At 63.1% G+C, this 23,996-nt stretch carries 17 protein-coding genes; 11 read left to right on the top strand and 6 right to left on the bottom strand.

Annotated features, from left to right (window positions below):
* Entirely contained in the window at positions 1-1,026 is a 1,026-nt protein-coding gene (tssA, locus tag N826_RS24140; protein ID WP_044432961.1) for a type VI secretion system protein TssA, read from the bottom strand.
* Positions 1,027-1,296: 270 nt separating this feature from the next.
* Between tssA and tssK the strand changes: the two genes are divergently transcribed.
* The 10 genes from tssK to N826_RS24085 all read left to right on the top strand — a co-directional run bounded on the left by tssK (position 1,297) and on the right by N826_RS24085 (position 18,063).
* Complete coding sequence (gene tssK, locus N826_RS24135) at positions 1,297-2,634, top strand: type VI secretion system baseplate subunit TssK (protein ID WP_044433008.1); 1,338 nt, start codon at positions 1,297-1,299, stop codon at positions 2,632-2,634.
* Positions 2,635-2,691: 57 nt separating this feature from the next.
* Entirely contained in the window at positions 2,692-4,029 is a 1,338-nt protein-coding gene (gene tagH, locus N826_RS24125) for a type VI secretion system-associated FHA domain protein TagH (RefSeq protein WP_052831942.1), read from the top strand.
* Positions 4,026-5,336, top strand: coding sequence for a type IVB secretion system protein IcmH/DotU (gene icmH, locus N826_RS24120; RefSeq protein ID WP_052831941.1), 1,311 nt, complete (start codon positions 4,026-4,028; stop codon positions 5,334-5,336). The genes tagH and icmH overlap by 4 nt, the downstream gene beginning before the upstream one ends.
* 11 nt (positions 5,337-5,347) lie before the next feature.
* On the top strand, positions 5,348-8,947 hold the full coding sequence (gene tssM / locus N826_RS24115) for a type VI secretion system membrane subunit TssM (RefSeq protein ID WP_052831939.1): 3,600 nt from the start codon (positions 5,348-5,350) through the stop codon (positions 8,945-8,947).
* Between the two features lie 15 nt (positions 8,948-8,962).
* The gene (gene tagF, locus N826_RS40460) at positions 8,963-9,712 is read left to right on the top strand and encodes a type VI secretion system-associated protein TagF (RefSeq protein WP_052831937.1); all 750 of its coding nucleotides are present in this window, start codon (positions 8,963-8,965) and stop codon (positions 9,710-9,712) included.
* A 22-nt stretch (positions 9,713-9,734) separates the two neighbouring features.
* Positions 9,735-10,607 carry a c-type heme family protein gene (locus tag N826_RS24105; RefSeq protein WP_044432958.1) on the top strand — a complete coding sequence of 291 codons (873 nt, stop codon included), beginning with the start codon at positions 9,735-9,737 and terminating at the stop codon, positions 10,605-10,607.
* A gap of 42 nt (positions 10,608-10,649) precedes the next feature.
* A complete protein-coding gene (locus N826_RS40455) occupies positions 10,650-11,984 on the top strand; it encodes a serine/threonine-protein kinase (protein WP_052831935.1) in 1,335 nt (444 codons plus the stop codon).
* Between the two features lie 147 nt (positions 11,985-12,131).
* A complete protein-coding gene (gene tssH / locus N826_RS24095; protein WP_044432957.1) occupies positions 12,132-14,756 on the top strand; it encodes a type VI secretion system ATPase TssH in 2,625 nt (874 codons plus the stop codon).
* A gap of 211 nt (positions 14,757-14,967) precedes the next feature.
* Entirely contained in the window at positions 14,968-16,050 is a 1,083-nt protein-coding gene (locus N826_RS24090; protein WP_052831934.1) for a LysR family transcriptional regulator, read from the top strand.
* Between the two features lie 60 nt (positions 16,051-16,110).
* A complete protein-coding gene (locus N826_RS24085; RefSeq protein ID WP_147040693.1) occupies positions 16,111-18,063 on the top strand; it encodes a type VI secretion system Vgr family protein in 1,953 nt (650 codons plus the stop codon).
* A gap of 54 nt (positions 18,064-18,117) precedes the next feature.
* Here N826_RS24085 and N826_RS24080 read toward each other — a convergent pair whose 3' ends face one another.
* A complete protein-coding gene (locus tag N826_RS24080; RefSeq protein WP_044432955.1) occupies positions 18,118-18,591 on the bottom strand; it encodes an RNase A-like domain-containing protein in 474 nt (157 codons plus the stop codon).
* Between the two features lie 408 nt (positions 18,592-18,999).
* Here N826_RS24080 and N826_RS43300 point away from each other — a divergent pair, with 408 nt between their 5' ends.
* Complete coding sequence (locus tag N826_RS43300) at positions 19,000-19,167, top strand: hypothetical protein (RefSeq protein ID WP_157599362.1); 168 nt, start codon at positions 19,000-19,002, stop codon at positions 19,165-19,167.
* A 95-nt stretch (positions 19,168-19,262) separates the two neighbouring features.
* Here N826_RS43300 and N826_RS24075 read toward each other — a convergent pair whose 3' ends face one another.
* From N826_RS24075 to N826_RS24060, 4 genes are all read right to left on the bottom strand, one after another.
* Positions 19,263-21,176 carry an extracellular solute-binding protein gene (locus N826_RS24075; protein ID WP_169789412.1) on the bottom strand — a complete coding sequence of 638 codons (1,914 nt, stop codon included), beginning with the start codon at positions 21,174-21,176 and terminating at the stop codon, positions 19,263-19,265.
* Between the two features lie 243 nt (positions 21,177-21,419).
* On the bottom strand, positions 21,420-21,806 hold the full coding sequence (locus N826_RS45985) for a hypothetical protein (protein ID WP_044432954.1): 387 nt from the start codon (positions 21,804-21,806) through the stop codon (positions 21,420-21,422).
* Between the two features lie 62 nt (positions 21,807-21,868).
* A complete protein-coding gene (locus N826_RS24065; RefSeq protein WP_044432953.1) occupies positions 21,869-23,110 on the bottom strand; it encodes a cation:proton antiporter in 1,242 nt (413 codons plus the stop codon).
* Between the two features lie 130 nt (positions 23,111-23,240).
* Entirely contained in the window at positions 23,241-23,702 is a 462-nt protein-coding gene (locus N826_RS24060; RefSeq protein ID WP_052831928.1) for an EipA family protein, read from the bottom strand.
* Positions 23,703-23,996 lie beyond the last annotated feature (294 nt).

Below are 23,996 nucleotides of genomic sequence, written 5' to 3'. Positions count from 1 at the left end.
TTAATCTTCGTCCTCTTCGATCGGTCCGGGACTGCGAAGCCCGGCCACGTTGCGGAACTGAGGAGCGCCATCGGGCGCCAGCTCCATCAGCAGCGCCAGAAAATCCCGCGACACCATCTGCTTGGCCCGCTCCAGCAGAATGGGGACGGGGCTCGACGGCTCGTTTGTGCGGTACCACTGGCAGATGCGGTCAAGCAGGCCGATCACGTCGGCGCGGCTGGCGATGCCGCCGGTCATGGATTGCGGCGGATCGTCTTCCCGCCCGGTCTCGATATCGGCCGGATCGACGGTGCGCCTGGGCCGGTGATCGTCGATCACCGACTTGACCTGCGCCAGCAAGTCCTTCAGCGGGTCCAGCCGGATCGTGTCGCCCGGTCCGACATGGGTCCGGATGCTGCCTTCGATGGCGGCCAGCGAGGCGAGGCACGATGCGATCGCGGCGCTCGCCTCGTCGAGCGCCGCCGGACCGGTCTCGCCGAACGCTCCCTCGACCTGAGCCAGCGTCGGACCTTCGCCATCCGGGTTGCCATGCCGGACCGCCTGCCAGTCGTTGAAGGCGAAGCTGCCGACACCACGGGCGGCCACAAGCGGAATACGCCGGATTTCGGCCAGCAATCCGGCAGCATCACGGAGATTGGCCAGCGCGTTCAGGCGTATCGTCTGATCGCCCCCGTCGTCGGCGTCGGGAGCCGGGTGCAGTTCGTCCCAGTAGCCGTCCAGATAACCGGCAATCAGCGAAAGGCCGCCGGCAAGCCCGGTAAACCCCTCGGTAGCGAGCCAGGCACGAGCCAGGGCGACCGCTATGCGGATATCCTTGCTGCGCCCTGCAAGTTCGACCCCTAGTTCGGCGACATGCCGCCAGTCCTGCGTTTCCCCGGCCACGGTCTGGTCGCCGGCCTGCCGCTCGGGGCCGGCACGGGTGGCGCGTTCGAACTCCAGGAAACCCGGATCGTAGTCCAGGGGCTCACCGCACGGGAATGCTCCGTCGATGGGCTCAAGCAATTCCGCATAATCAGCGCTTCGCATCTTTCGCCTTCCGGGCTTGCGATACTCCAGCGATGTCGATCCAATCGATCCGATGTTCGTTCGACACTGCATGCCGGGATTATTAAGTCATCACCTGGGATAAGTCGTCATACGGTATTGGCATATCGATATGCCGGCAATGAAATCCCCCTGAATTACATGGATGAATATCGTTATTACTTCAACGCATGGAAGAACAAGCCTGGACCTGTCTATGTTGAGGCCATCAAATCCAGCTTCCAACAAATCCACAATAGGCGGGCCGCGCGAATGTCGTGGAACAACAAGGTCATCTGGTCGGAGGGATTGTTCCTGCGGCCGCAGCACCTTCAGCAAGCCGATCGCTACATGGAGAAGTTCGTACGCGGCCGGACCCAGGCGCTCCGTGGTTACGGCTGGGGGTTCACCGAACTCCGGATCAACCGTGAACTCCTGAGCCTCGGCAAGATCGCCATCGAGTATGCAGCCGGCGTCATGGAGGACGGCACGCCTTTCGCCATCCCCGACGAAGCCGACCAGCCGGCCCCCTTCGCTCCCCCCGGCAACCTGCGCAACGCGGTCATCCATCTCGCGCTGCCGGCCTATCAGCCGGGCGCCGCCGAAGCGGATGCGAGGACCGGAGATGAAGTCGTCACCCGCTACACGATCGCCGAACAGGATCTCGCCGACGGCAATGCCGGAGAACGGGAGCAGGTCGCGATCGACATCGGCCGCCTGCGCTTCCGGCTGATCGCCGAAGGCGCCGAACGGACGGGTTTCATCTCCATGCCGATCCTCCGCCTGATCGAGGTCCGCGCCGACCATCAGGTCGTTCTCGACGAAAGCTTCGTTCCTCCGGCACTGGACTGCGCCTGCTCATTGGTACTGGCGAGCTACGTGACCGAGATCGAGGGCCTGCTCCATCACCGTGGCGAAGCCCTGGCGGCGCGGGTCTCGCAATCCGGGACCAAGGGCGTCGCGGAAATCACGGATTTCCTGATGCTCCAGATGATCAACCGTCACGAACCGTCCTTCGCTCATCTGAGCCGGAGTTCAACGGTACATCCCGAGACGCTGTACGGCCTGATGGTTCAGCTTGCCGGCGAGCTTGCGACATATGCCCGCTCGGACAAGCGGACGCCCTCCTATCCGACATACCGGCACGAGGATCTGACGGCGACGTTCCAGCCCGTCATCCAGTCGGTCCGCCAGTCGCTGAACACCGTTCTGGAGCAGACGGCGATCCAGGTTCCGCTCCGAGAGCACAGGTATGGGATTCACTTGGCCGAAGTGAACGACCGGACCCTGTTCCGGACCTCGGCCTTCGTGCTGGCGGTACGCGCCGATGTCGAAGCGGAGCGGTTGCGCCGCGCCTTCCCGTCCCAGGTGAAGATCGGCCCGGTCGAAAGGATCAAGGAACTGGTCAATGTGGCTTTGCCGGGAATGGTCGTCGATCCGCTTCCGGTGGCGCCGCGCCAGATCCCGTTCCATGTCGGCGTGACCTATTTCGAGATCGACCGGAACAGCGCCTTCTGGAAGGAGATGCAAACCTCCGGCGGTCTGGCCCTGCATGTCGCGGGTGATTTTCCCAACCTTGAAATGACCCTCTGGGCGATCCGCGGCGATTGAGCGCCGCGACCGGTCCATTTGCCCCGCCCATCCGTCTCATCGTGGAGGCACGAACCCATGCCATTGGTCCTGCGCGTCGAGGGGCCGGGAACGATCCGGTACCGTGGATCGGACCTGCCCGAACTGATCGAGATCGACGACCGGCTGACGGTCGGCCGCGACGAGAACAACGACCTCGTCCTGAGCGACGAACAGCGGGGCATTTCGACCGAGCACTGCCGCATCGAACGGATCGACCGGGGATACACAGTGTCCGACCGCAGCCGCAACGGCACCTTCCTCAATGACGACACCGTTGCGATCGGACCTGACAAGAATCCTCCGCTGGATGCCGGCGACCTGATCCGGATCGGCACATTCGCCCTTCATGTCGTCTCGGTACAGGCGCCGATACCGCTGTCAGCCCTGGATGAACCGGACCTTCCGCCCGTAGCCGCGGACGTCGAGGCTGTTTCCAATCCGACATTCCCCGGCCCGGCGCAATCGATGTGGCCGCTCGACGACGACGAAGAGCCGGCCGAAGACATGACCTTCCCGGATGCCGCCGCCAGGAACGCCTTCGCGGACCACCTACGGCCGGAAGCTTCGGCCTTCATCGCACCCGTCGTCGGGCACGAGCGGATTCCGGACGACTGGGAGTTTTCAGCCGAAACGCCGCCCCGCGACACCGGAAGGATCGACCAGCCTCCGCCGGCTGCCGGTTCCGAGCCAATCCTCATCGACAATCCCGTCCTCATCGACAAGCCGGCCGGGGACCCGGCGTCCAAAGCGGTCGATGCGATGCTCAACATCTGCGGGTTGACCCGAGGCGACGTGCCGGACGACCGCCTTGTCGAAGTGATGAGCCGCATGGCTCACGCCTTCCGCATAGCGGTCGGCAATCTCCACGACATGCTGGTCGCACGTTCGGAAGCCAAGCAGGAATTCGGGGCCGAGCGGACGATGATCGCGCGGCTGGACAACAATGCGCTGAAGTTTCCCATGGACCTGAACGCAGCCCTGCGGACGCTGATGATGAACGACGTTGCCGGCTTCCTGCCAGCCGAGCGGGCGGTCGGCCAGGCATTCGACGATATCAAGGCACATCAGGTAAGCCTGCTGGCCGCCACCCAGGCGACACTTCAGATGCTGGTGCGCCAGTTGGCGCCCGGATCGGTCACCGCCGGCATGAAACGCGGCCCCATGGCCGGATGGGTGCCGGTCCTTGGCAAGGCGCGCGCCTGGGACCGTTATGTCCAGTTGCACGGCAGGATCGACGACGATCTCGCGGCCGGCGACATGAAGATGCCGGGCGAGATTTCCTCCCGTGTCTTCGCGCCGCGCGCGACGGGCGGCGGGCCATTCCGCCGAAGGGCGAAGACCGCAACTCCCGCAACCGGGAGGCCGACGCCATGACCGCTGACCACACTGCCGACCAGACCGTAATCGTTCCCGCCGATGTTTTCCTGGGTCTCCAGCGGGGCTACGACACGCCAGACCCGTCAGGGCAGGATTCGTCAAGGCCGTGGGAGCGGATCAGCCTCGGCCGTACCAGTCTGCTCGTCATGGCGGCGGCGCCGCTGCTCAGCCTGTGCGGGCGCATCAAGGGTCAGGCATCCCATGCCGACGTCGATACCCTGCGCCTGCATGTCCTTGGCGAGATCGACCGTTTCGAGCGCAGGATCACGCCGCTCGGCCTGTCGGCGCGATCGATCCGGGCAGGCAAATACGCTCTCTGCGCGACGATCGACGACATCGTTCTCAATACTCCCTGGGGCGGCAACAGCATCTGGACGACCCGAAGCATGGTCGGCACGCTGTTCAGCGAAACCTGGGGCGGCGATCGTTTCTTCGATCTGCTGGCCCAACTGAAGCGGGACCCCGGAAACAACATCGACCTTATCGAGCTGCTCTATTACTGCATCAGCCTCGGGTTCGAGGGAAAGTACCGGATAGCGCCGCGTGGCGCATCGGAACTCGTCACGGTCCGCGAAGACCTGTATCGCCTGATCCGAAACGTCCGGGGCGACTTCGAGCGCGACATCTCTCCGCACTGGCGCGGTACCGGCCTTGGACATCGCAGCCTTGATGCCGTCGTGCCGCCCTGGGTTGCCGCATCCGTGGCTGCGGCCCTGCTGCTCCTGCTGTTCTCCGGGCTCGTCCTTGCGATCAACCAGCACTCCGATGCCGCATTTTCAGAGTTGGCGGCCCTGCCGCCGGCCGGCGCCGTCAGCCTGATCCGTGCGGCTCCCGCTCCTCCGCCCCCACCGCCGGAGGTCGCCGCCGGCCAGACGGAAGCGTTGCGGAAGTTCCTGGAACCCGAGATCCGTCAGGGGCTGGTATCGGTGCGGGAGGATGCCCAGACGATCGGCGTACGGATCGTGGGCGACGGGATGTTCCCCTCCGGCCGCGCCGAAGTAATTGAGCAATTCAAGCCGCTGCTGGCCCGCATCGGTCAGGCGCTGAACGACCAGCCGGGCGATATCCTGGTCACCGGCCATACCGATAGCCAGCCGATCCGTTCCCTCAAGTTCCCGTCCAACTGGGACCTCTCGCTGGCGCGAGCCAAGGCGGCGGCTGCGCTGATCGGCGGCGCCATGACGGAACCGGCACGGCTGACCTCGGAGGGAAGAGACTCAAGCCAGCCGGTCGCTTCGAACGACACGGATCAAGGGCGCAAATTGAACCGGCGGATCGAGCTGGTCATCTCCAAGGCCAAGTGAGGGAAAATTCCATGATCGATGCTCTGAAGCTGCCGATCTCCCTGCGGACGGGACTCATTCTCTGCGGCCTCGCCGTTGTATCCAGCGCAGCCTTCGTCGTCGGGCCGCTGATTTCGATCGGTGGTGCTGCCCCTTTCTCCAGCCTGGCCGGCAGCGTCGGTTTGGCCGCCTTGGCACCGGCGATCTACGGGGTAACGAGGCTGGCCGAGAGTTGGAGAACGTTCCGGCAGAATGCGGCCATGCTCGATGCGGCGGTCCGGCCGGACGCCGTTTCCCTTGGCGGAGCCGAAGACGCCCAGGAGAGTGCTGAGATCGCGCAACGCCTGCGGGAAGCCCTGTCGGTGCTCAGGAAGCGCCGTTTCCAGGGAGCCGCAGGCAAACGCTGGCTGTACCAGATACCGTGGTACGTCATCATCGGACCGCCGGGTTCCGGAAAGACGACGGCGCTGGTCAATGCCGGCCTCAACTTCCCGCTTGCCGACCGGTTCGGCCGGAATGCCATGCGCGGCGTCGGTGGAACGCGAAGCTGCGACTGGTGGTTCACCGACGAGGCCGTGCTGATCGATACCGCCGGCCGCTACACGACCCAGGACAGCGATGCCGGCAAGGACCATGCCGCCTGGCTGAGCTTTCTGCGCCTGCTGAGACGATACCGCCGCCGCCAGCCACTGAACGGGTTGCTGGTGGCAATCGCGGTCAACGAGGTAACTGAAGGCGGGGAGGAGGCGCGTCTGGCGCATGCCCGGCTGATCCGCCGGCGCATTCAGGAAGTGCAGGCCGAGTTGCAGATCCAGTTGCCGGTCTACCTGCTCCTGACCAAGGCGGACCTGATCTCCGGCTTTACGGAGTTCTTCGACGATCTCGGCCGCGAAGGCCGGCAGTCCGTCTGGGGCTTCACCTTTGATCGGGATGGTGACCACAAGAACGACCTGGACGTCACGCCGGTAGACCACTTCGGCAGTGAATTCGACGCGCTGGTCGGCCGGCTGGACGAAAGACTGATCGACCGGCTGAATCAGGAAAGCGATAGCGTCCGGCGCAGCGCCGTCTACAGCTTCCCGCATCAGGTCGCCAGCATCAAGGACGCGATGACCCAGTTCGTCGAGGAGGCGTTCCGGCCGAATTCCTTCGAGCAGGGGATCATGCTGCGCGGCGCCTATTTCGTCAGCGGCACCCAGGTCGGCACGCCGATCGACCGCGTCCTGGCCGCCATGAGAAGAAGTTTCGGAATCGGTCCTCAGCCGAAAGCGGCCGGTATCCAGCAGAAGCGAAGCTATTTCCTGAACCGCCTGCTGCGCGAGGTGGTGTTCGGTGAAGCCGGGCTGGCGGATGCCGATCCCCGAATCGAGCGACACCGGCGCCGTATCGCCTGGAGCCTTCATGGCGCGATCGCGGTCCTGTGCGTCGCGGCGGTCGGAGTGGCGGGAACCGGCTATATGCTCAATCGGACGCTGATCACGAAGGTCGAAGCCGCCGCTGGCGACTACACCGCGAAGGCGCGGGAGATGGACCTGGACCAAGTTGGCGATATCGACCTCGCCCGTGTCCTGCCCCTGCTCAACGATGTGCGCGACTTGCCCACCGGCTATGCGGAACGCGGATTTCCCCGCTCGTGGCTGGCGAGTATGGGTCTGGGCTTGGGCCTGGACCAGACCGAAAAGCTCGGATCGCAGACGGTCGGCGCCTATCGGCGCATCCTCGGCTCCGTGCTGCTGCCGCGCCTGATCCTGAGATTGGAGGATCAGCTCCGCAAGCGACGCGACGATCCGAACTTCCTTTATCAGGCTTTGAAGGCTTATCTCATGCTCGGCGGACAGGGACCGATGGACCGCGCCTTCGTCGAGCGCTGGTTCGAGTTCGAGATCAGGGCATCCTTTCCCGACCAGCAGGATGCCCCGCTGCGGCAGGATCTCGGCGGCCATATCAAGGCCCTGCTCGAGCGTCCGCTGCCGCAAGTAGGATTGGACGGCGATCTGGTGAGCCAGCTCCGCGCTGTCCTGAAACAGACTTCGCTCGCCAAGCAGACGCTCGACGCGATTGCCGCCAGTCCGGAGGCCGCCGCACTTCCCGGCTGGACCATAGCCGATCATGCCGGCCCGGCGGGTACCTGGGTCTTCCACCGCGCCAGCGGCCTGCCGCTGGCCGACGGCATTCCCGGTCTGTATACCCGCGACGGCTTCTTCAGGACCTTCCTGCCGCTGCTGCCCCATTACGCCGAAACGACGCGGCGGGAGGCATGGGTCCTCGGCGCCAAGCTGGCTAAGATGAGCCCGGAAGCCGAGGCGGAGCACGAACGCGATACCGTCGGTCTCTATCTCCAGGCGTTCGCGCTCCAATGGGACAAGCTGCTGGGCGATGTCGCCGTCAATTCGGCCAAATCCTATGACGATGCCCTGCGCACGCTCAGCATCCTGTCCTCGCCGACCTCTCCGATCCGCCTTCTGGTGGTCTCGGCCGGCACCGAAACAGCGCTGACACAGCCGACGGGCGATGCGGCGTCCCCCGACCGTCAGGCGATGGCCGACGAGAAACTCGCCAAGCTCCTGCTTCAGCAGCGGAACCCCGACAGCATCGCTGCCCTGGCCGAGCGCTTCAGCGGCGAGCATTTCCGGGAACTGCATGCGCTGAGCACGGTTCCGCCCGGCAGTTCGGCCAGCGCGCGACCGCAGATCGACGAGGTGATCGCCAATCTCGGCAACCTCTACCGCTCGCTCAACCAGGCCCGCTTCGGGGGCGCACGCTCCGGGGACGCGGGAGGTAGCCCGCTGCAAGGCAGCGCCGAAGGTGCCGCTGCCCTGGCCGAGATCGACACGCAGGCCGCCAGCCTGCCCGCTCCGGTCCGCCAGTGGATCACCGGCATCAGCAGGACCAGTTCCTCCATGTCGGCGGATGGCGTGCGCCAACGGCTCACCGATGCCTGGCTGGGAAGCGGCGGGCAGTTCTGTGCCCAGGCGACGGCTGGCCGATATCCCTTCGACAAGAACGGCGCCAGCGAAATCTCGCTCGAAGACTTCGCCCGGCTCTTTGCGAAGGGCGGGCTGATCGACAGCTTCTTCGAACAGAATCTCGCTTCTTTCGTCGACAAGTCCGGCAAACCGTGGCGATGGCGTAAATTCGGCTCGGTCGATCTGAAGCTGTCGCGGGAGTCCCTTGCCCAGTTCGAGCGGGCGGCACTGATCCGCGACAGCATGTTTCCGCCCGGCAGCGCCAGACCGGAAGCCGGCTTCCGCCTGACACTGGTGCGGACCAGCTTCGAGACCAGCGGGATCGACGTCTCCGTCGGCGGCAGGACGGCCAGCCTTGCTCCAGGGAGCGCTCAGTCGGCGCAACTGAGCTGGCCCGGAAACGATCCTGCCGCCGGTACCAGCGTGATCTTCAAGTCCGGTCTTCCCAATTCCCGTCCGTCCGCGATCGTCATCGACGGTCCCTGGTCGCTGTTCCGCCTGCTCGACCGCAGCGTGCTCCAGTCTGCCGCCGCGACGCGCGATCGTCTTTCCGTCCGGATCGCCAGCGGTCCCGCCGAGGCCGACCTCGTCCTTCAGGAAAGCAGCCTTGCAAACCCGTTCGGGGCGAATCCCGTCAGCGCATTCCGCTGCCCCAGAACGCTATAACTTGGGAGCCGTATCATGACCGTTTCACGCATCGGCTATTACGGCAAGCTTCCCGCCCGAGCCGACTTCGTCAGCCGCCGTCTGCCCGAGGATTTCATCAAGCCCTGGGATGCCTGGATTCAGTCGGCTCTCGCGGCCGGCGAATCCTGGGGCGGCGATTCCTGGAGGCAGCGCTTCCTGGCATCACCCACTTGGCGTTTCGCCCTGCCGGCCGGCACATGCGGCCGTGCCGGCTGGACCGGGGTTCTGCGCCCGAGCACGGATGCCGTCGGGCGCTGCTTTCCATTCGTGCTGGCGGCGGAACTGCCGGGCGCTGCCGACATCTTCACCGTCATGGATGCCGGGACCGGATGGTTCGAGACATTGGAAGCGATGGCCGGCGCGACCGACCGGCCCGATTTCGATCTCGGATGGCTGGACCGGCCCCTGCCGTCCCTCCGGTCCGCCGCCGGCGGACCAACCCGATGGCCGTCGCTCAGCGCCGCGCACTCCGGCGGGTTCTGGCACGAACTTCCCAGCATCCTTGCCGTGACGGCGGCACTGCGCCGACAGGCGGTATCCGGGCGGGATGCTGCGATCTGGTGGACCGCCGGCACGCCGGCGTTCGGCTCCGGCGTCGCCCTCACTTTGGGACTGGTCCCTCCCGCCGCCTTCCCTGCCCTGATCGACGGTTCCTGGGGCGACCATGGCTGGACGGTGACGGACGGCGCTACGCAGGCCGACGATCCGGACCCGGCCCCGCTGGAATGGGACCGGACGGCATGACGCCGATCATAGGGAGGTCGCCATGCGGCTGATCGTAAAATTCAACCTCGTGATCACGCTGGCTTTCGTCGCCGGCCTGATCGTGTCTGCCCTGCTGATGCGGGAGAGGTTCGTTGCCGATGCCCGCACCGCAGTCCTCGCAAATGCCCGGATCATGATGCAGTCCAGCGACTCGATCATGCGCTACACCAAGCAGGAGGTCACTCCCCTGCCGCAGGCGCTCGGACATGACAAGTTCGTCAGGGCGGCGGTACCGTTCTTCGCCGCCGGTTCGATCTTCGAAGACCTGCGCCAGCACTACCCGGATTATTCGGTCCGCAATGTGGCGCTCAACCCGACCAATCTGCGGGATCGTCCGACCGAATCCGAAGCCGACATCGTCAACGGTTTCCGGTCCTTTCCCGACCGAACCGAAATGGTGACCGAGCGGCAGACGCCGAACGGTCCGATCATGAGCCTGTCGCGCCCGCTGGTCGCGGCACCGGAATGCCTCGTTTGCCACAGCACGCCGGCCAATGCGCCGAGTGCCATGATCGACACCTACGGCAGCGCCAACGGGTTCGGCTGGCAACCCAACGAGACTGTCGGGGCACAGATCGTTTCGGTACCCCTCAGCCTGCCGCTCGCACGGGCCGAGAAGGCCGTCGTTCACCTGCTGCTCACCTGCGGAACGGTCTTCCTGTCGGTCCTGGCCGTGCTCAACCTCTTTCTCTATTACCTTGTCGTCAAGCCGATCCAGGACATGGCGAAGATCGCCAGCGATGTCAGCCTGGGCAAACCGGACACGCCGGAATACGAGTGCCGGGGCAGCGACGAGATCGCGACCCTCAGCCTGTCGTTCAATCGAATGCGTCGCAGCCTGGAAGGTGCCCTTCGATTGATCGAAGGCACATGACCGCTTTGCCGGAGAACCCGCACGGCGGGGGGAGTATCGTCAATGGAACTGCCCTATGAATTGGGTCGCTATGTCCTGCTGGAGCGTATCGGTTCCGGTGCGATGGGGTCCGTCTTCCGGGGCGAAGACCCGGTGATCGGACGTCCGGTGGCGATCAAGGCGATCCACGCGAACTTGCTGAACCCCGACGACCGCGCCCAGCATCTGGCGCGCTTCAAGGTCGAGGTGAAGTCGGCCGGACGCTGCCAGCATACCAACATCGTCGCGATCTACGACTACCTGGAGCAGGACGGCGACCCCCATATCGTGATGGAACTGGCGCCGGGCAGGTCGCTCCAGCATCTGATGACCGGGCAGCGCCGGTTCCCGGCAGCACTCGCGGCCGATCTGATCGGGCAGTTGCTGGCAGCGCTCGGCCACGCGCACGGGCGCGGCGTGATCCACCGCGACATAAAGCCGGCCAATCTGATCGTCGGCGCAGACCGGCGGCTGAAGGTCACCGATTTCGGCATCGCCCGCATTGGCGGCGGCGATATCACGGTCAACGGGATGATGCTCGGCACCCCAGCCTTCATGGCCCCCGAGCAACTCAAGGGCGACGATCTGGATCACAGGGCCGATCTGTTCGCCGCCGGCATGGTGCTGCTCCATCTGGTCACCGGGCGCTCACCCTATCAAGGGGCGAGCTTGGCCGGAATGCTGGTCGAACTTGCCTCGGATCGCCCCATCGATCCGCACCGTGCCGGCGATTTCGATCCGCGCCTGACGCCCGTGCTGAAACGCGCCCTCGCAAAGCAACGGGATGACCGCTTCGAGACGGCAGACGCCTTTGCGGAGGCCCTTGCATCGGCCGTGTCGCGGCCGGACGACAGCGAACTCTGGCCTGCCGAGGCGTCGACGGCGACAGGCGGCTTGCAATCCGACTTTATCGAGCGCGTCGAGCGCGAGTTGATGGAAGTGACCGGACCGATAGCCCGCATCCTGGTGCGCGAAGCGGGGAGACGCGCCGCGTCGGAGGAGCAAATCGTCTCCCAGTTGGCGGCCGGTATTCCCGATGCGCGAAACCGCGACCGGTTCCTGCATGCGTTCGCGACGCGCAGGCCGAAGGTGCCCTCCCCCTCCCCCTCTCCCCCTCCCTCCTCGCCCGAACTTGACAGCGGCGCCGGACTGTCGATGTCGCCCGAGGCGCTGGAGGCGGTACAAACGCTGCTGGTCAGCTTCATCGGACCCTTCGGTCGTATCCTGGTCCGCCAAGGCTCGTTGCGAGCGGCATCGGTCAGCCAATTCTACGACCAGTTGGCGGTTCACATAAAACACGAGAAGGACCGGGAAGCATTCCGCAGGAAGTTCCTGGAAGAATTCCCGTCGAAGTCTTGATGTTGTTTCGGACCGTTCAGCACCTGAATATCGATAGACCGGCTTTGCATGAAGCCTTTCCCTCACCGACTGGTAACTGTGACGCGACAGTCCCCAACCGCCGGCATCCGGCATTTCGGGCATGCAAGTTAAAGAAAGATCGCTGCGATGACGATCATTACCCGCAACACCGTATTCGGCCGGCTCGGCGAGTTCTCGATGAAAAGCCTCCAGGGTGCCTTCGAGTTCGCGACCCTGCGCGGCGATACTTATATCGAACCGGTACACTGGCTCGATCGCTGGCTGCGTTCCGAGGACAGCGATGCTTCGCTGATCCTCGATCGGCTTCAGGTTCCGCGCGACGCCTTGCTGAAGGACATCGAAGCCGCGCTGTCGAGCATGGTCCGAGAACGCTCCTCCAGGCTCGACTTCTCCCGTGAGCTTGAACTCGTCATGGAGCGAGGCTGGATCAGCGCAAGCCTGCTGTTCAGCCAATCCAGAATCCGCACCGGCCACCTGCTGCATGGCATGCTCGAGGACACGCGGCTGCGCCGGCTGGCCTGTGACATCTCACCGCTTCTCAAGCGTGTCGAGGCGGCCGCCATCGCGGAGCGCTTGGGCGACCTGACCCGGGGTTCCTCCGAGGGGGGATCGTCCGAAGAAGGCATCGATCTTACCGGCGACGCCGCTCCGGTGGCAGCCGTACAGCTCGCCGGTCACGAGACGGCTTTGGGCCGATACGTCACCGACATGACCGCGGAAGCGGAGGCCGAACGGATCGACCCGGCAGCCGGCCGTGAACGCGAAATCCGGCTGATCGTCGATATCTTGATGCGGCGTCGGCAGAACAACCCGATCGTCGTCGGCGAAGCCGGCGTCGGCAAGACCGCCGTCGTGGAAGCCCTGGCCGCACGGATCGCGAAAGGCGACGTACCGCCAGCCCTGCGCGATGTAAGGCTGCTGTCGCTCGATCTCGCCGCTCTCCAGGCCGGGGCCTCGGCCAAGGGCGAGTTCGAGAACCGTCTGAAACAGGTGATCGCCGAGATCGGCAAATCGGCAAAGCCGATCGTCCTGTTCATCGACGAGGCGCATTCCCTGATCGGCGCGGGTGGGACCGCCGGAACGGGCGACGCCGCCAACCTGCTCAAACCGGCATTGGCGCGCGGGACGCTGCGCACGATCGCCGCCACGACCTGGGCGGAATACAAGAAGCATATCGAAAAGGACCCGGCGTTGACCCGCCGGTTCCAGGTCGTCCAGATCGACGAGCCGGACGAGGAGCGCGCCGTCGCCATGCTGCGCGGGATGGTCCCGGTCTTTGCCGAACACCACGGGATCGCCGTGCTGGACGAGGCGGTCGTGGCTGCGGTCCGCTTTTCGCATCGCTATATCCAGGGCCGCCAACTGCCGGACAAGGCCGTTTCGGTGCTGGACACGGCATGCGCAAGGGTGGCGTTGAGCCAGAATGCGGTGCCGGCGGCGATCGAAGAGGCGATGCGGCGGATCGAGGTTCTCGATACCGAACTGACAGCCCTGGCGGCGGAGCGGCAAGTCGGCCGTCTGGACGAAGCGCGAGAGGACCTGCTGTTCACCCAGCTGGCGGCGGAACGGTCGGCGCTGGCCGGGCTCCAAGCGCGCCATGCCGAGGAGTCCGCCCTGGTCTCGCAAATCGTCGGGCTGGAAGCCCGTCTGCGCGACCGGGAATCGCCGGATGAACTCGATGATCTCCGGGGGCTGCGCGTCGATCTCGCGGCACTTCAGGGTGGGCGTCCCCTGGTGCTGCCCGCGGTCGACGAACAGGCCGTGGCAACCATAATAGAAAGCTGGACTGGTATCCCCGTCGGCCGGATGCTGTCCGACGAGATCGACGCGGTCCTGACTTTGGCCGATACGCTGAAGCGCCGCGTGATCGGCCAGGACCATGCGCTCGACGCCATCGCAAGACGGTTGGAGACCGCGCGCGCCGGCCTAGGCGACCCATCCAAGCCAAAGGGCGTGTTCCTGCTAGTCGGTCCGTCCGGCGTCGGCAAGACGGAGACCGCCCTGGCGCTGGCGGAGAGCCTGTTCGGCAGCGACGACAACGTCGTCACGATCAACATGTCGGAGTTCCAGGAGGCGCACACGGTTTCGACATTGAAAGGCTCGCCGCCGGGCTATGTCGGATATGGCGAAGGCGGGCGCCTGACCGAAGCGGTGCGCCGCAAGCCCTACAGCGTCGTCCTGCTCGACGAGATCGAAAAGGCGCATCCCGATGTCCACGAGCTTTTCTTCCAGGTCTTCGACAAAGGCTGGATGGAAGACGGCGAAGGCCGGCGGATCGACTTCCGCAATACGATCATCCTGCTGACGTCGAATGTCGGGTCCGACCTCATCCTGCGGCTGTGCGAGGATGCCATGCGGCTGCCGGCGCCCGAGGACATTTCCCGCGCCCTGCGCGATCCCCTGCTGGAGGTATTCCCGGCGGCACTGCTCGGCCGCATCTCAGTCGTCCCGTATTATCCGCTGACGGACGCAATGCTCGATCGCATAATCGGCCTGCGTTTGAGTGCCATCCGAAACCGCATCGAAGCGAGCCAGGATGCGCCGTTCACCTATGCCGATGCGCTGGTCGCCCATATCCGCGCACGTTGCGACGAGGTGGAAAGCGGAGGAAGGATGATCGACGCCATCCTGACCGGAACGCTTCTGCCGGATATCAGCCGGGAGATCTTGAGACGGCTGCGCGACCGGCAGCCGCTCACCGGCATCCATGTCGGCGTGGACCGGGGGGAACTGCGCTACGAGTTCACATGAGGCTTCCCTACGGCAGAATCGGGGGCGGCAGAATCGGGGGCGGCAGAATCGGGGGCGGTAGGATCGGGACTGGCTATGTTACCGGCGTAACCGTCTTTCGCCATGCTGACATGCGACGGTAGCTTGAAGTAACGATGATCCGAAGTCACACGAGGCAAGCGGATGGCCCCACGACCGGGCCGCCGTGAAAGATGCAAGGTGACAGAAGATCATGCAAACCGGTTTCGGAACGAGCGTCGAACGTCCCCGTCTGCGGTCGGTCGGCACCCCTCCCCGGCAGGATGCCCGGCAGGATGGTGGACGGCATCCATCCCCACACCGGCGGGTCAATCTCGCGGGTGTCGATCTCAATCTGCTGGTGGCGCTCGAGGCGCTGCTGGCGGAGCGCAACGTAACGCACGCGGCCGACCGGGTCGGTCTAAGCCAGCCGGCGATGAGCCGCGCATTGGGCCGGCTGCGAGGCTTGTTCGATGACGAGTTGCTGGTGCGATCGTCCGCCGGCCTCGTGCCGACCGTGCGCTCCGAACAACTGGCGGTAGAACTGCCCGAAGCCTTGAATATGCTGCGCAACCTGCTGACATCGCGGGAAACGGCGCCGGGATCGTGGGAAGCCACGGTCAACATCGACCTGCCCGATCATCAGGCGCTGGATCTGTTGCCACGGCTGCTCCCCCGGTTGCGGGACGTGGCGCCGGGCGTCACCGTCGTCACCGCCCCTCTCGGCACCCGGACGCTGCGCGGCCTTGAAAGCGGGGCCGTCGATCTCGCCGTCGGTCAGCTCACGACCACTCCGTTCGGCTTCTACCGCCGCACCATCCTGACCGATCAGTTCGTCTGCCTGCTGCGTGCGGATCACCCGGCACTTCATCCGGCACTTCGGGGCGGGACTCCGGAGGCGGAACGCTTGGCCGGCCTCCGCCATGTCGTGATAGCACCTCCGGCCCTGGAAGAGCCCGGCCTCGTCTACGATGCCGTCGCCATGCTGGAAGTACCCGATCCCAGTCCGGTCGCGGTGCAGAATACGATGGCGGCGGCGATGCTGGTAGCCGAAACCGACATGGTCCTGACCATCCCGCGCCGGACCGCGACCCGCATCGCGCGGATGCTGCCGCTGGCCGTCACGGCACCTCCGGCACCCCTGCCCGCTTACGAGCTGTCGCTGGTGTGGCACGAGCGTCTTCACCGCGATTCAAACTATGCGTGGCTGCGCGGCGAGTTGGCGGCCTGCCTGGCTCCAGCGGCCGGCCCGTCCGCTGGGAATGCCGACGCTCGCCCCCTCGCCGGAGCCGCGTGAAGCCGCCTCCCTTTGACCTTGAACCATACCGATCCTCAATCCGAAACGGGAGCATACGCCATGCCCTACCCGGCCGCATCTGGCAACCTTCTGGCCGACAACCGCTATGCGGAATTGACCTCGCCGGCACTCGACGCACGGAAAATCAAGCTGAGGTGGATGAAGGGTGAGGAACGGATCGGCGAACCGTTCCTGTTCGAAGCCAAGATCATCAGCAGCGACCCGATCAGGGAGTTGTCCCCCCTGATCGGCCAGCCCGCCACGACGGCCCTGAAGCTGGAAGGAGGAAAGACGCGCTACTTCAACGGCCTGATCACGCGATGCCGCTACGTCGGCATCGACGATACCCAGCGGACGAACTACCTGCTGGAAATCCGGCCCTGGCTGTGGCTGCTCGACCAGCGGCGAAACTCGCGCATATTCCAGAACAAGTCGACGATGGAAATCGTCAGGACCATCTTCGCCGATCATCCGCAAGCGGCCTTCATCGACCGCACGAAGCCGAGCGGCCTGCCGCCGCTGGAATATTGCGTGCAGCATGAAGAGTCGGACCTTGCCTTCGTCAGCCGGCTGCTGGAACGCGACGGCATCTATTACTACTTCGATCATTCCGCGGACCGGCACGAACTCGTCCTGGTCAACGACACGTCGACGCACAAGCCCTGCGATCCGGAAGAGATCGACACCCACCTGAACCTGAAGAACCCAGGCATCCGCGACGACATCATCTGGGAATGGCAGGAGGAAGCGGCCCTTGTCCCGACCCAGGTGATGCTGAACGACTACGACTTCGAGAAGCCGAATGCCGATCTCAAGCGGATCTGTCCGGTCGCCGAGACGGCTCCGGGTAAACGGGAGACTTACCATTATCCGGGCACTTACCGTTCGCTGTCCGAGGGACAGGTGCTGGCACGGCTTCGCGCCGAGGAAATCGCCTGCCAGGAATCCCGCGTCACGGTTTCGGGAAATCTTCGGCCGCTCAAGCCCGGCTATGTCTTCAAGGCGGCCAACCCCTTCGACGTGACCGAAGGCGCCGGCACCCGCCAGACCAGGAAACGCTATCTAGTGGTCGGCGTGACCTTCGAAATCCAGGGAGAGGGCGGCACCCGCGAGGACGGCGACCACGATCGCTGGTTCCTGTACCGGAGCCGGGTCGAAGCCCTGACGGCGACCACTCCCTACCGGCCGCCCCTGCGGACCCCCGCACCGGTGATCGCTGGGCCGGAGACGGCACTCGTCGTCGGTCATCCCGGCGAGGAGATCACGACCGACCGCTTCGGCCGCATCAAGGTGCAGTTCTACTGGGACCGCTACGGCAAAAAGGACGGCAACAGTTCGTGCTGGGTCCGTGTCGCGCAGAGCATGGCGGGACAAGGATGGGGCGGACTGGTGACGCCGCGCGTCGGGCAGGAAGTCGTCGTCGCCTTCGAAGGCGGCTGCCCGGACCGTCCGCTGGTGATCGGTGCGGTTCATAACCAGACCAACATGCCGGCCGCCAACCTGCCGCGCGATGCGACGCGCTCCACCTTCAAAACCCGGACGTCACCCGACGGGCTCGGCGCCGGCAACGAACTGAGGTTCGAGGATCGTCGTGGAGCGGAGCACGTCTATCTCAAGGCGCAGCGCAACCATGTGGTCGATGTGACGAACCTGTACGCGGTGGATGCCGGCGGAAGCGCTACGATCACCTCGAAGACCCGCACCGTTCTGGAAGGGGCCATGGTTTCGGGCGGCGCCATGGGCAGCAGGATCGAGGTGACGCCCCAGGGCATCGCTCTGCGCGTGAGTGGCCCGACAGGCGTTCAAAGCCTCGTGCTGGGGCCGGACGGGGTCACCCTGGAAGGTCTGGCGATCAAGCTGATTTCCAAGGGAATGATCTTCACGAAACCCGTGCCGCTGCCCCTGCCCCCGCCAGTCGCGGCGGCGTTCGAAGCAACCCAGCTCCCTCTCATAGCGAAAGCCCGGACGGACGCCCAACTGGATGCCGCCGAGGCGGAGCGTGACCGGACCTGAGAACCGCACCGGTTGTGAAGGCGGCATGGGGACCCATGCCGCCTTCACAACCGGCTAATATGCGTCGACCGGGTAGCAGGTTACGATCTTGTAGCCACCCTTGCCGTCCGTCTCGATGATCGCGGTCAGTGATCGGAGTTTGCCGTTCCGGCATTCCGCATAGGCGCCTTGAACACCCATCGTCCCTTCCGCGATCCGGACTGTGATGGATGACGACCCGACGGATACATCCGCCAGAGAAATCCGTTCCTTCTTCTTCGAGGATTTGATCCGTTCGAGATCGCGTTTGCCGTTCGACGTCTTGAAATAAGCGGAGAGTGCCGCATTCTGATCGCCGGGTGATTTGAAAGTCGAGAACTTCGCCCCAACCCGGAAATTATTGTTGAAGCGGGCGATCAGTTCGGCATCGGTCTTGTCGACGTGCCGTTCGCGCGAATGCATCGGCGCCCCGTGTTGCGATAGAGCGCCTTCCGACTTGTCGAGTATCCGCTTGGCATCTTTGTTCTTGAAAGTGGTGGAGGGTGGCATTCCAGTCTTCCTCTCGTTACGATCGCCGTCATCGGGTTTGCAGGCGTATAACCGCAGGCAGGTCGAGGAAAAGCATCGCCAAAGTCATCACGCCCGATGCGATGCCCGGACTTGACGATCATGCTCTCCCCTCCTGCGTTGTTACACGCAGACAGGATCGGGGAAGCTGGCTACCGGTTGATTTCAGTTTTTAACAACAATACTGCAAACGTAACCATTCTACGGCCCATCGAGGCGGATCCAAGGGTTCCGTCAGATCGCAGGGCAGCTTGTCGAGAGCGACCGCGAGGGATAGTTCCCGGTTTTGTTGCTATCTTCGCCCGACGAGCGGCTCTGGCGCTTCTCCGAGCTGCGTCAAGTCAAGTACCTCAACACCATAGTGGAACAAGATCACTAGCGGTAAAGCGGTTGATCCGGCCCAGCCTCGGCTTCAAAAGGTTGCGAACCGCGTGGCGCACCCTGGTTGGTCATGAAACTCTGGCGATGATGAGAAAAGGACAGGAAAAAGCGATCGGCGGGCACGACATTTTTGCCCAGGCCGCCTTCGTGAACGCGCTGCTCGACGTTGCCGCCTGAGGGTGATCTGTACCTGCGACAGCGCTGTCTCCATCAAGACTTTGCAACAGAACCCCAGCGAGGTCACTTCCTGACGTCTACGAACAGCTTCTGAGTTACGATTTCGCAGCAATGGTATCGTTACGAACTTTTGTCGGTGGGACTGTATCATGCTTTGCCCACCAAGCCTCGATGGCAGGCCATCCGATATCGCGGCGCACATCCGTACCAACAGTCTGGTCCGCTCGTCCAAACCTGTTCCAGTAGGCATAGTGCAGCGAACCAATGTACCAACCGGGCAGGATGTAGGCGTTCCAGGCAATCAGGCGGTCGAGAGCGCGCGTAGCGGCAACCAGATCCTCCCGGGTTGAGGCTTGCCTGATTCTACGAACCAGGTCGTCAACTGCCGGATCCTGAACGCCCGGGATGTTCAAGGTGTATTTCGTATTCGCGAACTCGGAAGCCCAATACCGCTCCCTGTCAGCTCCGGGAAATTCGGTGGACCTGAAGTAGTGGAAAGTCATGTCAAAATCGAAATCCGCCCTGGACCGCTGCTCGAATTGAGCCGCGTCCACCAGCCTCAGCCTAGCATCGATACCGACCCTGCGCAGACTGGCGACGAACGTCAGGATGATATTCTGAGCGTCGGCGTTGGCTGTTATGATCTCGATGGAAAGCTGTCGGCCCTCACCATTCACCAGCCGGCCATTCCTGATGGTATAACCCGCCTCACTGAACAGCTTCAGCGCTCTGCGCCGACGCTCGCGCTGAAATCCGCTGCCATCGCTGGCTGGCGGAACATAGGCATCGTCAAGGATCTCCTTTCTGATCCGATCCCGCCACGGCAGCAGAAGGGCAAGTTCCGCCTGTGTCGGCGGGCCTGCAGCGGCAAGTTCGGAGTTCGGGAACTGGGTGTGATTGCGATCAGCCCACCCGGAAAGCAGGACCTTGTCGATCCATTCGTAATCAAAAAGTTCTGTAACTGCTTCACGGACCACCCTGTCATCGAAGGGAGGACGGCGCAAATTGAAAGCGAAGTTCATGCTGCCCAGCGCGCCGCGCATTTGTGAAACCTGCTTCACCATGGGAACGCCGGTTTTTCCCGACGCCTCATCGTAAAGCAGCCATCGTCCCGGATCGAACTCAAACATCACGTCGATCAAGCCGGCCATGAAGGCCTGCGCTCTGACGTTGGCGTCACGATAGTAGTCAACGACCCACGTATCGAAGTTGTACAGACCTTTACGAACAGGGAGATCCCGCGCCCAGTAATCCGTTACCCTCTGGTACTGGATCCTGCGGCCGGGCAGGACTTGGGTGACGGAGTAGGGGCCGCTGCCCAGCGGAGCCTCCAAACTGTCCGTGCCAAAGCTTCTTGCTTCGTAGTAGTGGCGCGGGAGGATGTGCATACTGCCGATCAGAAAAATCAGGCTTGTGGCGTCCTTGGCCGACAAAGCAAATTTGACCTTGTAAGGGCCAAGAGCCCCGACGTCGGTGACATCCTTGTAAGCTGTGCGGAAGAATGGAATCGCTTGGTCATTTCTGGTCAGAAGATTGAAGGTGAAGACGACATCGTCGGAGGTAATGGGGCTGTCATCCTGCCATTTGGCGCTGGGATTCAAATTGAATACGACGAAGGAATGGTCATCCGCGATCATGGCACTTTCTGCAATGAGCGGATAAGCGGTCAGAGGATCGTCACGGGGTGATACGAAGAGCTGGTCGTACAGCAGATCAATATCAATTCCAGATTTCCTGAGCGAAAACGGCTCGAGATTGTTGAACGATCCAATCTCCGACAGTTTGATCATCCCTCCCTTGGGAGCTTCAGGATTGGCATAATCGAAGTGGTTGAAGCTTTCGGCGTATTGCCCCTCATTGCCGTGACCAATGGCGTAAAGCCTAAAGACGGTGATACCTTTAACGTTCTCCAGTGTCTGACTTTCGGTAGGTGCGACTTGAATCGAATTTAGTGCTAGAGCTGTGGAGGAACTTAGGATCAAGGCACAAGATGCACCCAAAAGAGACAAGATCCTACTCTTCGGTGAGAGCTGCAAGTACATCGCGTTTCCTCTATCCCATGAGCAATCCATTGCTTCATAAACATGCCTGCCTCATTTTAGTCACAGGTTAAATTATGGAAAAACAGCTTTTGGGGAACATCAGCCTAAAGAGCTGAGTTTAATCAGCCCAGCCGCCATGCTCGGTACGCTCGTTGTCATGCCAAGATTTCCGGCTTTGACAAGATCAACAGGCCCGCGCATTCAGCCAAGTTAAGTGCCACATAACCGATACAATCTTTCCATGCCGATCAGAACTTCTACTGGGTGCAGAGGCGTGTCGGGCAGATAAAGAAATACCAGTCCGTCAAGCGACGAGATCAGGCCATAGTCCATGCGATCGAAACAGGCCCCCATCAGGATGGGCAGACCTGATGCCAGCGCCGCGGCGAACGGCATCTGCCACGGCCGGTCAATGGGATGGATCGTCGTCAAATGGAGCAATTCCGCCCGCATCATCGCCTGGAACCTGAGATGGACCCGGAAGGTGCGCAGGGTGCGGCGGGAAATCAGATGGCGCTGGAGGTTGACGATGTCGTAGGTGGCAGCATGCATCGAAACGAAGCGCTGGGCAGATCCCAGCGACTTGAACCGCTGCATTCTGCGCTCCCGTCGCCGAAGCGGTTGGTGGGAAAGCTATCTGTACCTGTCGATGCGCGGCTTCAAGATCCACGTGCGGCGCGTGGCCGCGCTGGAGCGGGATCGCCGAACCGCATTGTCTTCAGCAGGAAATTAGCCGTGACGCCATGGGCGACGACACTGAGCAGCACGGTAAGGGCGATCACCGCCATCACCGTGTCGTTGCCGGACAACTGGGCATCGAAGACGATGATGGCGAATACGATACTGGCAAGTCCGCGCGGCCCGAACCAGCCCACGAACAGCTTTTCGGCCATGCTCATCCCGGTGCCGGTCAAGCAGAGATATACGGGAACCATCCGAATGACCGTCAAGCTGAGCACCGCATAGAGCAGCGCCGACCATGTGAACAGGTCGATCATGCGGGTAATCACGGCTGCTCCGAAGACGACCCATGTCAGCAGCGCCAATGTCTCGCCAATGCTTTCAGCGCCTTCCATCAACTTGTCCTCGACCGACTTGTCCTCGACGCTTTCGCGAAGCTTATTCAACATAAGCCCGCCCACGAAACACGCGATGAACCCGCTGCCTCCCAGCGCCTGCGCCGCAGCGAAGCAGGCGGCCGCCAAGGCCACGACCGGCACTTCCTGCCAATTTGGGCTTGTCCAGCCATGCTTGCCCGTCAGGCGCAGCATCAGCGCAGCACCGCCCGTCAACGTTAGGCCGACGACCAGACCGATACCGATCTCCTCCGTTACCACGCGGGCCATATGCATCGTGGAGCCGCCCTCGAGCTGGCTGCCGACCGCCAATCCGAGAAGGATCACCACCACCGGCACGCAGAGGCCATCGTTGAGACCACTCTCCAGGTTGAGCGCTTCGCGTATCGGCGCCGGCACCTCCCGGTTCGTCATGACAGGCTTGCCGAGCGCCGCATCCGTGGGGGCGAGTATCGCCGCCAGCAGCGCCATCTCGAGAACACTCAGCCAGGGGAACATCAGGGCGGCGAGCAGGTAGCCGAGCGCGATCGTCATCGGCAACCCGACCAGCAGAAGGCGCCCAGGCAAGTTGACGTGATATCTGACGGTGCCGAGATCCGCATTGGCGGCATCGGTGAAGAGGACCATGGCAAGTGTAAGCTCGGCCAGGACCCGTAGCCCCTCGGCGGTCACGTTGAGGTGCAGGATGTTCAGACCCACTGGCCCGAGCAGCAGCCCGACGCCTGTGAAGACGATCGGTCCGCTGATCCAGGACCGTTCGACCCGACCGGCGATGGCGCTGTAAATGAGCAAAAACAGGGCCAGGAGCGTGGCATTCTGGTACATACTGATCCCGATGGAGATCCAGCCAGCTCTGATAAACCGCGGGGCAGGCCGAAGGCGTCGATCGTGCTAAAACTTCGTCGCCGCCTGTTGGCGCGGAAAGATCGGCCGGGCAGCGACGAAGCGATTTCAATTATTTCAAGGCGACTTCCACGCCTCCAACGCCTAGGTTCAGGCGGGCACCTTTGGTGCTGGAGGTGACCTTTACGATGACACCTTTGGAATTCTCGAGATACCCTATCCCGCCGCCTCCAACCAGAGCGGCACCGGACGAGGCGGCCGAGTAGTTGCCTGCGAAATCATCCACATTGCTGAGCTTGTAAACATCCGCCCTCACGACGTTCGAACCGCCGCCGATGTCAGCCAAAGTCAAACCGGAAGCGGAAAACGGATAATCCTTGCCTTTGAAATGAAGCGTCCCGCTTCCCCAGGTATAACCCACACCAACAGCGGCGGAACCGCCGGTGAAGTCGACGGTCGCGTCCGGTAGGGGCTTGTTTTCCTGAGCAACGACCGGCGACGCTCCGATGGCCGTTATCATCGGTGCTGCCATGATAGAGCAGGCAAGCGCTGCGATCACACCATATCTGATCATATTCACCTCCAGCTACTGATTGATTTATTAAGCGACATCTCAACCATGTTTGATGAAGAAGACCAAGCCAGCGTGGGCGAGTCTTTGTTGAGAGTTTCATGACGTCTTAAGGAGACATTCGAATATTTATACGAGCGCCTTACGTATTACGAAATGATGATACCGTAACACCTGCGCTTCACCTCGAACGAGGCGCTGTTCGATTATCGACTGTTGTGGGCATCAGCACGAACCGCGTCCTGAATCGACGGACCCGTACAGGCGGGCAAGCACACGTACGGGCGGCCTCTTCTC

Source organism: Skermanella aerolata KACC 11604, assembly GCF_000936425.1.
Classification (GTDB): domain Bacteria; phylum Pseudomonadota; class Alphaproteobacteria; order Azospirillales; family Azospirillaceae; genus Skermanella; species Skermanella aerolata.
Note: the sequence above shows the minus strand (reverse complement) of the source record. Positions and strands in the feature narration are given on the sequence as shown.

Bases quoted from the DNA above. Each gene is read 5' to 3' on its own strand.
- tssA (WP_044432961.1), bottom strand. From the start codon at position 1,026: ATGCGAAGCGCTGATTATGCGGAATTGCTTGAGCCCATCGACGGAGCA.
- tssK (WP_044433008.1), top strand. From the start codon at position 1,297: ATGTCGTGGAACAACAAGGTCATCTGGTCGGAGGGATTGTTCCTGCGG.
- tagH (WP_052831942.1), top strand. From the start codon at position 2,692: ATGCCATTGGTCCTGCGCGTCGAGGGGCCGGGAACGATCCGGTACCGT.
- icmH (WP_052831941.1), top strand. From the start codon at position 4,026: ATGACCGCTGACCACACTGCCGACCAGACCGTAATCGTTCCCGCCGAT.
- tssM (WP_052831939.1), top strand. From the start codon at position 5,348: ATGATCGATGCTCTGAAGCTGCCGATCTCCCTGCGGACGGGACTCATT.
- tagF (WP_052831937.1), top strand. From the start codon at position 8,963: ATGACCGTTTCACGCATCGGCTATTACGGCAAGCTTCCCGCCCGAGCC.
- N826_RS24105 (WP_044432958.1), top strand. From the start codon at position 9,735: ATGCGGCTGATCGTAAAATTCAACCTCGTGATCACGCTGGCTTTCGTC.
- N826_RS40455 (WP_052831935.1), top strand. From the start codon at position 10,650: ATGGAACTGCCCTATGAATTGGGTCGCTATGTCCTGCTGGAGCGTATC.
- tssH (WP_044432957.1), top strand. From the start codon at position 12,132: ATGACGATCATTACCCGCAACACCGTATTCGGCCGGCTCGGCGAGTTC.
- N826_RS24090 (WP_052831934.1), top strand. From the start codon at position 14,968: ATGCAAACCGGTTTCGGAACGAGCGTCGAACGTCCCCGTCTGCGGTCG.
- N826_RS24085 (WP_147040693.1), top strand. From the start codon at position 16,111: ATGCCCTACCCGGCCGCATCTGGCAACCTTCTGGCCGACAACCGCTAT.
- N826_RS24080 (WP_044432955.1), bottom strand. From the start codon at position 18,591: ATGCCACCCTCCACCACTTTCAAGAACAAAGATGCCAAGCGGATACTC.
- N826_RS45985 (WP_044432954.1), bottom strand. From the start codon at position 21,806: ATGCAGCGGTTCAAGTCGCTGGGATCTGCCCAGCGCTTCGTTTCGATG.
- N826_RS24065 (WP_044432953.1), bottom strand. From the start codon at position 23,110: ATGTACCAGAATGCCACGCTCCTGGCCCTGTTTTTGCTCATTTACAGC.
- N826_RS24060 (WP_052831928.1), bottom strand. From the start codon at position 23,702: ATGATCAGATATGGTGTGATCGCAGCGCTTGCCTGCTCTATCATGGCA.